Here is a 15,602-nt window from a genome sequence, read left to right as displayed (position 1 = left end):
AATACTCCTGTAAAACGATGGCAAATACACAATATTTTAAGGCTCGACCATTGCTTCCCCGATCATATTATACAATAAATACCTTGCCAAAAAGCGAGAATTGACTGGCTATTATGACAATTGTTGATCGAAAAGTCTAATTCATCAAAAAGCTTTTCTTAAATTTGGAGATTTATAACAGTTGATATTTAAGAATCCCATGAAGTTTATACATCATACGACAATTGCACTAGCACTATTATTATCCGCAACGAACATCCCATACGCAAATGCGAACCCAGATGAAGGGATGTACCCATTGAGCGATTTAAATAGAGCGGGTTTAAAGAAAGCCGGATTAAAGATCAGTGAGAAGGATATCTACAATCCCGGCCAAGTTGGATTAGTGGACGCCCTGGTTCAAGTCAGTGGATGTACAGGATCATTTGTTTCCAACCGTGGTTTGATCATTACCAACCATCACTGTGCATTTTCCGCAGTTCAGTTGGCCAGTACCGCCATCAACAATTATCTTAAAAATGGCTTTGTCGCACAAAATCAGGAACAGGAGATTGAAGCAAAAGGATTAAAGATCAGAATTACAGATTCATACGAAGATGTATCTGTTAAAATATTAAATGCCGTAGCCAATATCAGCGACCCTGTCGAGCGTATCAATACCATTAAAAGAAAACAGGAAGAACTTGTTAAACAGGCTGAAAAAGAAGACCCAACGATCAAGGCTGAAGTGTCCGAAATGTTCATTGGTAAAAGCTATGTCCTATTTCGCTACAAAACAATCGAAGATGTGCGTCTTGTCTATATTCCACGCCAAAATATCGGTGAATTTGGCGGCGAGACTGACAACTGGGTATGGCCACGTCACACGGGCGACTATTCATTCCTTCGGGCCTATGTGGGAAAAGATGGAAAATCAGCTCCTTATTCAAAAGATAATGTGCCCTACCAACCAAAAAAGCACCTGAAAGTCAATCCAAATGGTGTAAAAGAAAATGATTTCACCTTTATTCTGGGTTATCCAGGAAAAACATTCAGACATCGTCCGGCGCAGTATATTAAATACCAACAAGACTATTTATTGCCCTATGTTTCCAATTTGTATGATTTCCAGAACAAACAAATGGAGGAAGCTGGGAAAGACAATACGGATATTGCACTCTCTTTGGCGACACGGATCAAACGCAACGCCAATGTGCTTAAAAATTACCGTGGCAAGCTCAAAGGTTTGCACGGCATAGATCTCCTGTCGACCAAAAAACAGGAAGATGAGGCGCTAGCAGCGTTTATCTTGAGTAAACCCGAACTTAAAGGCAAATATGGCAATCTATTAAACGATATTGCCGCTTACTATCAGGTCAGTGATCAAGATGCCTTGAAAGAGCTTTGGATTAACAATATTTATAACAGTACCAGTTTGCTGAAAGTTGCCCGCGATCTCAATACCTTAAAAGTTGCAATGGGTAAAGAGCGCTCTTCACATGCGGCAAAACAGTTATTCGACTATAATGTCGAACAGCTCAAAAAAAGTATTCAGGAAACGTACGAAAGCTACAACAAACAGGCAGACCAACGTATTTTCGGTAAGATGCTTGCCGATGCAGCTGCTTTCCAAGGTAAAAATCAGCTTGAATCTATCCAGAAACTCCAATTGATTGGCGAAACTGCCAATACCTATGCTACACAGCTCATCAATGGCAGTAAATTGGCGGATCAAAATTATATTTTAAATACCGTTTTGGCGAATGCAAACGCGTTAAACCAATTTGACGATAAACTATTGAGTTTTCAAAATGAGCTGGAAAATGATATTGTCATCTTCGCCGCTGAGCAGAAAAGACGTGAAGGTGTGTTGAATAAGCTGATGGGTGACTATGTCGCTGTCAAGGAAATCTCTCAGGCCAAAAACTTTATTCCAGATGCTAATTCCACCTTGCGTTTGACTTATGGACATATCAAAGGCTATGCTCCCGCTGACGCTACTTATATGAAACCATTTACAACCATTGAAGGTATTATTCAGAAGGGGAATCTTGGTCTAGCCGATTTCGACTATCCACAGGAAATCAAGACCGCGTATCTCAATAAAAACTTTGGTCCTTACTTAAAGAAAGACCTGGGCTCAGTTCCTGTCAATATATTGTATGATATGGACACCACAGGAGGTAACTCAGGTTCGCCGATCATGAATGCAAATGGCGAGTTGATCGGTGTAAACTTTGACCGTGCCTATGATGCTACAATCAACGATTTTGCATGGAATGAAAGTTATAGCCGCTCCATCGGTGTGGATATCCGTTATGTACTTTGGGTTGCGGATAAGATTGATAATGCTCATTTTATTTTAAAGGAAATGGGTATCTAATCGCTACCAAAAGCGTTTTATACATAAAAAAAACACCTGAACAAAACCGTTCGGGTGTTTTTTTTATTGGTGTAAACCAATAAACCTTAAATAATTTGTTATTCTTCTGGCAAATTCAGCAAGACCAGCTTCAACCTTGCTAACCCCTCCTGTAAAATAGACCTTGAACAGGCGATATTCAAACGGATAAAAGAATCACTTCCCTTACCGTACATGGCACCAACATTGACCTGCAGATGAGCCTCTTTCAATAGTATTTGTCCTAGCTTTCGGCTGGAAATCTTGAACGCTGTACAGTCTACCCAAACCAAATAAGTGCCCTCAAGCGGAATAATTTTTAAGGTCGGCAGATGCTCTGCCATATAGTTTTTTAAATAAATATAATTATTATGAATATAGGCTAGCGCTTGTTGTAACCAATCCTCCCCCTGTTGATAGGCCGCTATTAAACCCGTGATCGCAAAAGGACTGATACTCGCAATCTCATTGACAAGAAAGGCATCCTGCACTTTCCTATTTAAGATCGGATTGGCAACGATGACCGCAGCGACTTGCAATCCTGCAAGATTAAAGGTTTTGCTTGGCGCAATGCAAGTAATCGTATTGGCTAAAAAGGCGGAATTAATTATTCCAAAAGGAATATGCTGATGTCCTTCAAAGACTAAATCACAATGGATTTCATCCGAAATAACAAGAACATTGTACTTTAGACAGATCTCCCCCAAACGTTCCAGCTCGGCTTTTGTCCAAACCCGACCCGCAGGGTTATGTGGGCTGCAGAGGATAAAGAGCTTTACCCTCGGATCACTCGCCTTAGTTTCAAAATCTACAAAATCAATTGCATATTGCCCATCTTTATACAATAGGTCGTTGGAAACCACCTCGCAGCCATTACGTTCGATCGATGAAAAAAAACAATGGTATACAGGTTCCTGGATCAATACTTTATCCCCCGTTTCTGTTAATGCTGCAACAATTGCTGACAAGGCCGGCACCACACCTAAAACCGGAAGTATCCACTCGCGCTGCAAATGAAAACCGTGTTTACGTTTAGACCAATCTGATACCGCCTCATAAAAAGCATCTGGCACTTTTGCATAGCCATAAATACCATGTTGAACACGTGTGGTCAACGCGTCGATAATCTCTTTGGATGCAGGGAAATCCATATCAGCAACCCAGAGTGGAATTAAATCGGCATAGTCCTGTTGATTCCATTTTACCGAATCAGTCCCCCTACGGTCGATTATTTTATCAAAATTGTAGATCATAAAGCAATTTACTCAAAAATACTACGCATTTCCAATAATACTTTAGTGAAAAATCAACGACAAAAATGGAGATAAAATCCAGACTAAAATCCGCTGCCCCCTGGGCTCTATCAGAGTAGCAGCTATTTGAGATAATCGCCATTTGTTAAAGTACAGTTCACAATAAGGATGACAGGTTACAATAAGGGTTCTGGCCTAAACAAAAATTAAGGCCAGTCAAAAAACGAAGGGAAAGGTTATATTTACATAAAATATAGCAGATTGACTATGGCCCGAAGCAACTTTTCATGGAAAGACAGAATCCGAAGTTTTAGCTATGCCTTTAACGGGTTAAAAATCGTTTGGCAAGAAGAGCACAATTTCAGGATACATCTCATTGCCGCAGTTTTAGCAATCGTACTATCGTACCTCCTCCGAATAAGCCCTTATGAGTGGCTAGCCATTATTTTTTCCATTGGTTTTGTTCTTGTCAGTGAATTGCTGAACACGGCATTAGAACATCTCGCTGATTTTATCTGCCAAGAAAAAAATCCCAACATCAAAAGGATCAAAGACGTTGCTGCCGCAGCGGTCATGCTGAGCAGTATAACAGCGCTGCTGATTGGACTGATTATATTTATCCCAAAGCTCCTTTTATGGTGCTCACTGGCTCAGCTTTTCTAGGGCAAATTTTTCATCATAAACCAATTTATCGGACGCAACAAAAGACATCTTCCCTCCTTTTTCCTCCATATCCCCAAAGCCTTCAACAGCCTGGTTTTTGGAAAATTTAAAAGCAACCTGCCGAACGGATTGCTGTCCTTCGGAAGCAAAGGTATAGTCCGCCAACAAGATACCGTCTTTCAGAATACCATCAATATGTCCAACATTTCGGTCTTTTTCTTTCCAGTTATAGTTGAGGTCACCATGCACTTTATCACCATCAATGGCAATTATTAACGAAATTGTATCACCATTTTTGAGGTATTGATAGGTTCCATTTTCAGCAATTGCTGCTGCAAAACTTGTGGTATCCGATCCCATTTGTGCCTGGTCATCTTTCTTTTTGTCCTTTTGCTGACAAGCGGTAGCAAAAATCAGTAGTGACAATCCAATATTGATTATTTTCATGTGAATAATTATTTCTTCTTAAATACGTGACAGCAACTGAAAAAATCAGCGCCAACGGGAATTTATTGACGGGCTAATCGGAGCTTATGAACAATAGATTCCGCCTTCCCTGTTTATTAATATCAATAGCAATCAAAACAACATTTTGTTTTAAATAACTAACATTTAATATTTTGGAATTCAGAAAACAAAAATTGCAGCAATATTGTTTATAAGTTACAGTCCGATAAAAGATTAAAAATAAACAATTTAGTAACAATAAAATTATTCATAGCTTATTGTAAAGCTAATTTTTATTAGTAAATTGTACATTATAAAATTCAGAAAATCTTAACCAATATTAGTATGAAAGATGTAAGCTTTAAGAAATTTGATAGTGGGTGTACATCCCTCACTAAATTATCCATTGAAACAGATTTGGCTATTATTGTTAAAGAGAATGTTTCTATTTCTTCGGAATCGAAAATAGAAAAACTTCGACGCTGTAAAGAGGAGTTATTGAAGAGCCTTTGGTTCGTTCAACGCCAGTGTTGATCAGTAATTCACTTAATTCAATCAATAGTCCGAATACCCTATTTTTTCCTAGACAAAAAGCCTCCCCAACTATTTTATATTGGAGAGGCTTTTTTAGAATAGATCTACAAGTTGTATACGCGTATTAGAGCGATTTCAAGTGCTTATAATTTGACTTGATGGTGCCCCATACTTCCTCAAAGTTACCCGATAGCATCAATTTAGTCATACTTTCGGTCATTCCTTTCATTTGGCTAAATGATATTTTGGGCGGCATGGCTAACGCGTTGGGGCTGGTATAGATATCTATAAGTACAGGCTCGTCAGTTATACTAAATGCTTCATCCAAGATACCGTCGACTTCTTCTGGTTGCGTCACCGTAAAAGCACGGATTCCCATTGCCTGTGCCACCATCGCAAAATCTGGATTGACCATATTGGTCTCCTGATCTTTTAAACCAGCAACCTGCATTTCCAATTTGACCATTCCGAGTGAACGGTTATTAAACACAATCAATTTGATCGGCAAATTATACTGTTTTATTGTAGCCAGGTCCCCCAGTAACATCGAAAGGCCACCATCACCACAGAAGGCTATAATCTGTCTTTCGGGATGTGTCAATGCAGCTCCAATCGCCATCGGCATTGCATTTGCCATAGATCCATGATTAAATGAGCCGAGCATTTTGCGATCTCGTCGCTGATTGATATACCGTGCTCCCCATACACAGGACATGCCTGTATCCACTAAAAAAATAGCATCATCGCTCGCCTTTTGGTCAATCGTATGGGCCACAAATTCCGGTTGAATAGCACATTCACTACCCGAATCTTCGACATAGATCATCAGATCTTCTTTTACTTTCTCGTAGGCCGCCAATTGTTTTTCAAGAAAACTTGCATCAGTTCTTGCCTCCACAAAGGGTAGAACAGCTTTCAATGTATGCTCAATATCTCCCACCAAGCCATAGTCTACGATCGACCGTCGACCGAGTTTCTCGCCCTCGATATCGATCTGAACAATCGTTTTATTAGTGGGTATAAAATCCTTGTACGGAAAATCAGTTCCCAAAAGCAGGATCAGATCCGAATGGTGCATACTCTGAAAGGCCGATGCCGTCCCCAAAAGCCCCGTCATGCCGATTTCATTTGGATTATCGCGTTGAATATCCAATTTAGCTTTAAATGAATACCCCACGGGGGCATGAATTTTCTCGGAGAGTTCAACAATTTGTTTCTGCGCATTCCGGGCACCTACACCACAGAATAAAGTCACTTTATCCGCCTGATTGATATATTGTGCCAAACGCCCAATTTCAAGCTCTGAGGGTCTGATCTGCGGCTGAGTAAAGAATACCTTTGCCGAAGTGTTCATATGGACGGCTTCCATTTCGGAAACATCCCCCGGCAGACCGATAACAGCGACATCCCGTTTTGAAATTGCCTGCTGTAATGCATTCTGAACCATACGTTGCACCTGCTCTGGCCGGGTAATCATCTGATTATAACACGAGCAGTCGTCAAATAATTTAATCGGATTAGTCTCCTGGAAATAATCTGTACCAAACTCATAAGTGGCACAGGTTGACGCAATCACCAGCATCGGAACACGTGTCTTATGTGCCTCATAAACGCCATTGATCAGGTGAACATGGCCTGGCCCACTACTCCCAGCACAGCAGGCGATCCCATGCAGGTCCGCTTCGGCGGTCGCCGCAAATGCACCGACCTCCTCATGCCTAACATGTATCCATTGCATGGTTCCATCCTCATGAACTGCCTCATTGAAAAAATTCAAACTATCTCCCGTTACGGCATAAATACGTTTTATTCCCGCATCTTTTAAAATACCAACGATCTGGTGTGCTACATTTTTCATACCCATATGATGATTTAAGATTTTGATAACGTGATGATATATTGATTACGCTATCGCTTCTCTATAACAACAATATTGCGTAACAATGGTTTTGGGTATTCAGCTATTGAACGGAAAGTACATGTAGATTGATCCACAGTTTTTGGAACAGTGATCAAGATATCGATCGATGATCTGAAAGAAAGACTTTATTAAATAAACAGGCTGCTCCCATCGTATCGAGGAGCAGCCTGTTTATTTAACTATATGAAGATAGATTATTTGATCTTGCTAGATAATTCGCTTACAAACGCTTTAGCATCATTGAGATCATCATTCCAGGCGGCATAACGTCTAGATTTTTTTAGTTTGGCAATTTTCGCGTTAAGTTTTGCCAAATTTGTTTGGTCATTAGATTTTTCTAACTTTTCTTTCAGTATATTCACTTTAGTATAATCCTGAATACCTTCCAACATACGCTCATAACGAATCGAGCTACGACCTTGCGGATAAACAATATAAGTGTCTCCAGCAGGCCATGTACGGAATCGTGAATCCTGCAGCGGATTGGCTACCCAGGAATTAAAGGCCCAACGTAGCGCGCCATCAAATCCCGCAGCGAGTGCGTACCACCCCATATAGGTCGATTCTGCCGGATCAGAAAATGTAAATTGGTTCGGAAACTCATCTGAACAGCAAACATAAAATGTAGTAATATACCCTTTTTTACGTCTTTCAATTAAATCATTTTGATCGAAAGGGTCGCCTACAGCAACACTGATATCGGTACTTTTTTGATAACGCTTATAACTTTTATGGTTGTCTGCAAAAGCAATCCCAAATTCGGGTACCACACGTTCCAAAAGTTCTACTGCTGGATCCATCTGCTCCTGTGCTCGCTCATCCATCGCGATATTGGTAATTTTCAACCAACCTTTGGCGCTGACATGTTTACTAAAATCCTTTAAGAAAGGTGTCCATAGCTCCTCAAATACTGGCGTTCCGGGTTTTGCGACAACATTGACCAGTTCATTTTTTGCTTCATCAAAATAATGCACTTCATTATTCCATGGCAATAATGAATAACAATTGATCTGTTTGTTAATTCCCAAGTCCATCATAAATTGCACCCACTTGTCAAATACCGCATAATTATAACTCCAGGATCCGTCTTTTGTTTTCTTCCAGGTGATCATATCGGCATAGGGATCATAGGTCTGTACATTCCAGGCATCCTTATTCAACGTCGCCGTGATGACTTTCTGCCCTGCAGCAGCCAACTGCTTCATTGTTGGCTTCAAAGCTTCAAAATGCTCATCACTCCACATCTTAACATTGTTGACACGTGCTACGGCTGATGGATGTTGCCACTGATCCAAATGGAATGACCATTGTGAAGCTGGCGGTAATACTTGATCTAGAACATTAACAGTCAGATCCAAATTCTGTATCACCTTACCTTTTTGTTTAACAGCAATGACTGTCTTATATTGGCCTGCCGCTGCTCCAGCAGGCACTTTTACCGTAATCCATACTGGACGGACGCGCTTTGCTTCGAGATTATAGCTTTTGAGATCATCCAACATATCTGCAGAAAGTGCGGCCTTAAAGTCTTCAGGTTTACGATAACCACATCCCTCTGCAAATTCATCTGTCATTACATAGCGAACAAATCGTGCTTGTAACGCTTCAGCAGAAATAGATTTGCCGGTAGTTGATTTTAACTCAGCAGTCGAAACAACAACATCAGAGGCTGCTGAACTAGTCCACAGGAGTATCTGCGCAGATACCTGCTCCCCTTTCCAGGCATCCACCTTGTTATTGGGCTGGATAGCGATGTTGGGATTTAAAGATTTTGGAAAACGTTTATCGATCGACACAAACGATGCGTGCACACCAGGTTTAACATTTGACCAATCGGAAAGCGTATCCCTTGATGGGTCCGCCATTTCAGTAAAAGTCGTTCCCACAGCATAACGTCCCTGAGAAAAACCTTGATTATTGCCGCAAAATAATAGACATGCGAATGCAATAGTAGAATAAATAGTAGTTTTAGGCATAACAGTTGTAATTAACAAAAAAAGCAAACATTTTCTGTTTGCTTTAAAAATACTAAAATTTTATTTATCTCCACTTAACTTTGCTCAAAAATTTCAGAAAGTGCAGTATAAAGTGCTGGATGGTTTTTTTGGAATTTCGTTGGATTTTCAAAAAAATATTCAGATGCGACAGCAAAAAATTCAGCCGGATTGGTCATACCATAGGTATCAATATCCGATTGATGCTGTTTTATTTTGTTGATTTCCTCCCGTATCAGATTCATAAACGGAATCACAGCCGCCTTATCCAATAAATAACTTGGCACACCGTCTACAGTACCATCTGTTTTATCAATAAGATGCACAAATTCGTGGATAGCCGTATTCTGGCCATCACTTGCATTTTGAAAACCATATTCCAATGCCGATTTAGATAAAATCATCTGGCCATTCATGGCACCTTCTCCAACCATTCCCATGATATTCCGGTCTGCATGACCTTCAAATTGATAGTCTGCATTGAAATGTGAGGGATAGACCATAATATTGGTTAAGTTTGGATAGGTCCATTTTTTAAAAGCAAAGATCGGAATAATTGCACTGGCTGCGATCAGCATATAATCTTTCAGCTCCAACGTAACGCCCACTCCCTCTATCTTGACGGTATCCAAAAATGCAAGGCAGCGTGACTCAAATTCCTGCTTATCCGCAATAGAGAGACGGCGATAATAAGCGACCTCCTTTTCCAGGATATCCTTCCCCTCATCACTCAAGACTCGTTTGATAGCCTTATTATTTTTCGCGGTACGATTTAACAGGTAATAGACAACATAGATGGTTACTGGTACGAGCAGTATAATAAAAATCTTTCCTAACATATTATTTTATCTTAATCCAATGGGGATCTCTGGCTTGCAAATTACGCAAAAAGCCTTTAAAATGAGATGTGCCAAATAAGATTAAAATTTTCTGCTGCGGAGCGTCAGCCACAAGAGAAGCTAAATTTTCCTCCCGTTGTTGCATAACAAATTCTTTGTCAAACTTATTCTTGAGCGCTGTTTTGATGGGTTTACAACTATAGGGCGCACTTAGTGGAGTATCGTAATCGCAGGCATCCAGCTGTATGGTGCCATAGCGATACTCAAAATCATCCAACAATTTATTTTTAGGAATATCGGCATTAACTGCGGTTCCATAGTCGACCAGAAAAAAAGAATAATCCGGCTGACTGATAATACGTTGGCCCAATTTACGGTACAAAGGTGCTCTCAACACGCGTGAGGTATCTCCAGGAGTTTCAATACACTGCTGCAGACCGAGACGGTTACCAGTCAATTTTCTGAACTTACGGTCATATAGATCACGTTGTACGGCGCTATCTACCTGATAGGCGATGCTTTCATAAAAGACAACATAGCCTGATTTTTGGAGCGAATCTACCGCAGCCTGTACCTGATCATAATATACACGTGTCCCTAAATGCCGCATCGGGATATAAATAATACGACGGTCACCATTATGGAGCTCAAATTTTCGTGAAGCATCCCGCAATACACCTGTACTCTGCACCATTAAGGAGGTATCACAGGCGACAAGTGTGATCAATACAAAAAGAAGGGAGATAATCTGTTTCAAAGCATTTATTTATTACAATAACATGCAATTATAACAATATATTATCTCCCTTGTTTAATAAATTTATACTGTCGCGAGCCCGATTGTCGTTCCACTCGGGATAACCGCATTTTTTTTGATCACAACAATACCATCACAAACGGTATAAGTCTGATGGTTGGCGTTCAACAAATGAGGGCCACCATTGATGCGAACATCATTTCCAATACGACAGTTTTTATCCAGAATTGCATTTTCAATATAACAGCGTTCACCCACACCCACAATAGGCATATTTTTTCTTTTTGCTTCATCCATATCCGAGAAATCCTCGTAATAATCTGATCCCATCATATAGGTTCCCCTTACGACAGAACCAATACCAATACGTGAACGTACACCGATCACCGAACGGTCGACCTTATCGGCATGGATAATACATCCATCGGAGATAACCGAATTAATCAATGTCGTGCCCGAAATCTTAGATGGCGGCAGCATACGTGGTCGCGTAAAAACCGTATTTTTATCAAATAGATTAAAGGCTGGAATATTATCCGTCAGTCCAATATTGGCTTCATAAAATGAGCCTATTGTTCCAATATCTGTCCAATAGCCCTCATATTGATAGCTGAGTACGTTGATATCTTCAATCGCATCCGGAATAATTTCCTTTCCAAAATCCATTCCGCTGTTTTCCTCCAACAGGCGCTTTAGAACACCTTTACTGAACACATAAATCCCCATGGAAGCCAGGTACTCACGACCCTCGGCTTTCAAATGATCGTTCACTTCTGAACTCCAGTCCACCAACTGCTCGCTATTGGGTTTCTCTATAAACGATGTGATGTGATTGTGCTCATCCGATTTAAGGATTCCAAAACCTGTTGCATCTTTGCCATTGACAGGAATGGTCGCAATCGTCAAATCGCCTTCGTTCTGTACGTGAAAATCCACCAGTGCATCAAAATCCATCTGATAAAGCTGATCCCCCGACAAGATTAAGACATAATCGTAATCTATGCTTGCCAGCTTCTTGAACGATCTACGCACAGCATCTGCAGTACCTTCAAACCATTTGTCACCATCATTAGTCTGTTCGGCCGCTAAAATATCGACAAAACCCTTACTAAAAATACTGAAGTTGTACGTATTCTTAATATGCGAATTCAACGAGGACGAATTGAACTGTGTCAATACAAAAATCTTATTGAATCCCGAATTGAGACAATTCGAGATGGGGATATCAACCAAGCGATATTTTCCTGCAATAGGAACAGCTGGTTTAGACCGTTGGTCGGTCAACGGATACAGACGCGAGCCCCTTCCTCCGCCCAAGACGATAGCTACTACATTGTGATGTGACATATCAAATTAAATTAATTGGTTATATAGATTTAAGTATTTCGCTGCGGATTTATCCCAGGAAAAATCCAAACTCATTATTTTGTGTTGGTTGTCTTCAAATTTAGACCTATTTTCATAGTATTCGACAGCGCGGACAATAGCCTTTCTGATATCAGCTATCTCAAGCGTGTCAAAACCAACACCGTATCCATTGTTTTCTAAATCGACGACTGTATCTTTTAGACCACCCACAGTGTGTACAATCGGCAAGGTCCCATATTTCATGGCATAAAGCTGATTGAGTCCACAAGGTTCAACCCGTGAAGGCATCAAAAGAAAGTCTGCACTTGCATAAAGCCAGTGCGCAAGATTTTCATCATAACCAAAGAACACATCAAAATTTTCTATCTGTTCATCCACGAGCATTTTTACCCGTGACTGAATGGCTGGATCTCCAGCGCCCAGTATAAATATACTCAATCTTCCGGGAAAATTTTCAGTCAAATCCAAAATTATATCCGGCAATAAATCGGCTCCTTTTTCCGTCGCAAAACGCCCGATAAAGACCAATAACGGAAGTGCTGGATCAATTTTATACTGCTGTGCTAGTGCCTGCTTATTTTTGAGTTTACCGGCAAAGGCCGAGGCAAGATCATAATTTTCAATCAGGGTATAATCTTTATCCGGATTCCAGATATCCCAATCAATTCCGTTGACAATCCCCACCGACTTATGCCTTTCATCATAAAATAGATGCTGCAATCCGTTCGCATCTACGTAAAGCTCTTCAAGGTAGCCCTCCGAAACAGTCGTATAGGCATCGCAGCACTTGATCAGCGCTGCAAGTGGATTAATCAGACCATCCCAGTCCAGGAGTCCCCATTTCCAACTATCAAAACCAGGCAATAAAATCGCTTTGCTCCAGTGTGTCCAACCCTGGTACTGACCATTGTGAACTGTAGCAACCGTCTTTACATCAGCAAGGAAATTATATTCATTGCTATATTTCATCAGAAAAGGCATTAAACCGACGTGATGATCATGGCAATGCACAATATCAGGTACAATCGCTTTTGCCTTGAACCAGTTTAATACAGCATGTTGAAAGGCGATAAACTGCTCTCCCTCATCAGGATAGCAATAGACTTCCTGACGATCCAATTTACCAGGAATTTTAATCAAATAGAGTTCAAAACCCAGTATATTATCTCTTTCCTTGAAAACACTATAATCTAATGGTTCGGATCCTTGAAAAAAAGTCCCCTCATAAACTACATCAAAAGAATGATCCTTGACAAATGGGCGGTCGTACCAGGGCATAATGACGGCGGCATCCACCCCAAGTTTAGTTTGATACTTGGGCAACGCTCCCACCACATCCGCTAGACCGCCAACCTTGGCTATTGGATAACATTCGACACTTAAATGAAATACTTTCATCTGTACATATTTTTTTCCATCAGTCAGATGGAGCTTATCCTATTTAAAATTTACTTTTACCTACTCCTTCAACCGATAAAACATACGATCACAGCGGAACACGCTCTTCCGGTTTTACAGGCACCGTCTCCTTCATCACCTTCTTCCGCTTAAGGATATAGCCACCAAGTGGTGGAAGATTGACCTGAGCAGATTGCACCTGGTTCATCCAATGCAGGTGTTCACTTTCAACATGTTGACTACACACTCCTGAACCGAAATATTTAAGATCGTCCGAACTCAAAACAACTTCCCATTCTCCTGCATAAGGCAGTCCGATACGAAAATCTTCACGTACAACAGGTGTTAAATTAATCACAACCACAGTATCATCCCATTGGTCAAATGCCTTACGCCAATAGACCAAGACCGAGTTTTCACGGTCGCCAGCATCTATCCATTCAAACCCTGAAGCATCAAAAGCCTTTTGAAAGAGGCTGGGTTGTTTCTGGTAGGTCGCATTTAAATCAGCAACAAATTTTTTCATACCCTGATGTGGCATAAATTCCAACAGATGCCAGTCGAGCGATTGATTCACATTCCATTCGGACGTTTGTCCAAACTCTCCACCCATAAACAACAATTTTGTTCCTGGGAAAGTATACATAAACAAATATAACGCCCTTAGGTTAGCAAATTTCTGCCACTCATCGCCTGGCATTTTATAAATGAGAGGCTGTTTTCCATAAACAACTTCATCGTGTGACAGCGGGAGCATAAAATTTTCATGAAAAGCATATACCGTGGCAAAAGTAATGCGGTCGTGATGGTATTTTCTATTGATCGGATCTTCCTTAAAATAATCTAGGGTATCGTGCATCCATCCCATCATCCACTTCATTCCAAAGCCCAGACCACCGGCATAGGTTGGTTTACTCACACCAGGCCAGGAGGTCGATTCTTCGGCGATGGTCTGTACATCCGGAAAATGTGCATAAACAGCCTCATTAAACTCCTTTAGGAATTGTACAGCTTCCAGGTTCTCATTACCACCGAATTCATTCGGAATCCATTCACCGGCATTCCGACTATAATCTAGATACAACATCGAAGCGACAGCGTCTACGCGAAGTCCATCAATATGAAAACGATCCAACCAATAAAAAGCATTACTGATCAGAAAAGAGCGCACCTCATTACGACCATAATTGAAAATATACGATTGCCAGTCAGGGTGAAAACCCTTTCGCGGATCTTCATGTTCATACAGGCTTGTGCCATCGAAGCGATAAAGCCCATGTGCATCACCAGGGAAATGTGAAGGCACCCAATCCAATAGCACCCCGATTCCGGCAGCATGGAGCGCTTCGATCAGGAACATTAAATCCTGCGCAGAGCCATAACGCGAGCTTGCTGCAAAATAACCTGTAATCTGATATCCCCATGAAGGATAATAAGGGTGTTCCATCAAAGGCATAAATTCTACATGCGTAAAATTCATTTCCTTGACATAAGCTACGAGCTGTACAGCAATCTCCCGATAGTTTAATAGTGTATCTGGACTCTCCGGGTCTCGTGCCCATGAGCCAAGGTGCAGTTCATAGACCGACCATGGTTGATCCAGTCTATTTTTTACGATACGCTCCTTCATCCAGTTTCCGTCATTCCATTCATACCAATTAGAATGCACAATGGATGCCGTTTTAGGTGCTACCTCCCATTTGAACGCGAATGGGTCGCCTTTCTCAAGCTCTTCTCCAGAGGAGGTCTGAATACTATATTTATAAGTTTCACCATTGGCTATTCCGGGAATAAAACCTTCCCAGATTCCACTTGTGTCCCAGCGGACATGTAAAGGATGACTCCCCTTGTCCCAGAAATTGAAGTTTCCTGTTACGGAAACGGATTTTGCATTTGGGGCCCAAACCGCAAAATAAACGCCTCTTTCACCCTCTACTTCCAGTTCATGCGAACCAAATTTTTCATACAATTTGAAATGCCTGCCCGATTGGAACAGCGCGACATCAAATTCCGAAAAAAGACTATGCGGTATTACTTGATTGGCCATG

General features: G+C 40.9%; 11 protein-coding genes. 2 read left to right on the top strand and 9 right to left on the bottom strand.

All coding sequences use genetic code 11. From position 1 onward, the window contains the following. Nucleotides 1–199 precede the first annotated feature (199 nt). On the top strand, nucleotides 200–2,362 hold the full coding sequence (locus M2408_RS08400) for a S46 family peptidase (protein WP_259180778.1): 2,163 nt from the start codon (nucleotides 200–202) through the stop codon (nucleotides 2,360–2,362). A 98-nt stretch (nucleotides 2,363–2,460) separates the two neighbouring features. Here the strand turns inward: M2408_RS08400 and M2408_RS08395 are convergent, their stop codons facing one another. Further along, entirely contained in the window at nucleotides 2,461–3,633 is a 1,173-nt protein-coding gene (locus M2408_RS08395; protein WP_259180776.1) for a MalY/PatB family protein, read from the bottom strand. Between the two features lie 267 nt (nucleotides 3,634–3,900). Here M2408_RS08395 and M2408_RS08390 point away from each other — a divergent pair, with 267 nt between their 5' ends. Next, nucleotides 3,901–4,296 (top strand): diacylglycerol kinase family protein, encoded by a 396-nt coding sequence (locus M2408_RS08390; RefSeq protein WP_259180774.1) that lies wholly within the window; start codon nucleotides 3,901–3,903, stop codon nucleotides 4,294–4,296. Here M2408_RS08390 and M2408_RS08385 read toward each other — a convergent pair. The 8 genes from M2408_RS08385 to glgB form a co-directional block, all read right to left on the bottom strand. Beyond that, entirely contained in the window at nucleotides 4,276–4,743 is a 468-nt protein-coding gene (locus M2408_RS08385) for a hypothetical protein (protein WP_259180772.1), read from the bottom strand. The genes M2408_RS08390 and M2408_RS08385 overlap by 21 nt on opposite strands. Before the next feature lie 658 nt (nucleotides 4,744–5,401). After that, entirely contained in the window at nucleotides 5,402–7,135 is a 1,734-nt protein-coding gene (locus M2408_RS08380; protein WP_259180770.1) for a thiamine pyrophosphate-dependent enzyme, read from the bottom strand. A gap of 257 nt (nucleotides 7,136–7,392) precedes the next feature. Then, entirely contained in the window at nucleotides 7,393–9,174 is a 1,782-nt protein-coding gene (locus M2408_RS08375) for a DUF4091 domain-containing protein (RefSeq protein ID WP_259180767.1), read from the bottom strand. A 74-nt stretch (nucleotides 9,175–9,248) separates the two neighbouring features. After that, nucleotides 9,249–10,031, bottom strand: coding sequence for a zinc-dependent peptidase (locus M2408_RS08370; protein ID WP_259180765.1), 783 nt, complete (start codon nucleotides 10,029–10,031; stop codon nucleotides 9,249–9,251). A 1-nt stretch (nucleotide 10,032) separates the two neighbouring features. After that, a complete protein-coding gene (locus M2408_RS08365; protein ID WP_259180762.1) occupies nucleotides 10,033–10,788 on the bottom strand; it encodes a hypothetical protein in 756 nt (251 codons plus the stop codon). 63 nt (nucleotides 10,789–10,851) lie between these two features. Next, entirely contained in the window at nucleotides 10,852–12,135 is a 1,284-nt protein-coding gene (locus M2408_RS08360; protein ID WP_120260874.1) for a glucose-1-phosphate adenylyltransferase, read from the bottom strand. 6 nt (nucleotides 12,136–12,141) lie between these two features. Further along, a complete protein-coding gene (locus tag M2408_RS08355; protein WP_259180759.1) occupies nucleotides 12,142–13,554 on the bottom strand; it encodes a glycogen synthase in 1,413 nt (470 codons plus the stop codon). A gap of 88 nt (nucleotides 13,555–13,642) precedes the next feature. Then, nucleotides 13,643–15,601 carry a 1,4-alpha-glucan branching protein GlgB gene (gene glgB, locus M2408_RS08350; protein WP_259180757.1) on the bottom strand — a complete coding sequence of 653 codons (1,959 nt, stop codon included), beginning with the start codon at nucleotides 15,599–15,601 and terminating at the stop codon, nucleotides 13,643–13,645. Nucleotide 15,602: the final 1 nt, after the last annotated feature.

Origin of the sequence: Sphingobacterium sp. BIGb0165, from assembly GCF_024810095.1 — a bacterium.
Lineage (GTDB): Bacteria > Bacteroidota > Bacteroidia > Sphingobacteriales > Sphingobacteriaceae > Sphingobacterium > Sphingobacterium detergens.
The sequence above is the reverse complement of the archived record's forward strand: the minus strand, read 5'-3'. Positions and strand labels throughout refer to the sequence as shown.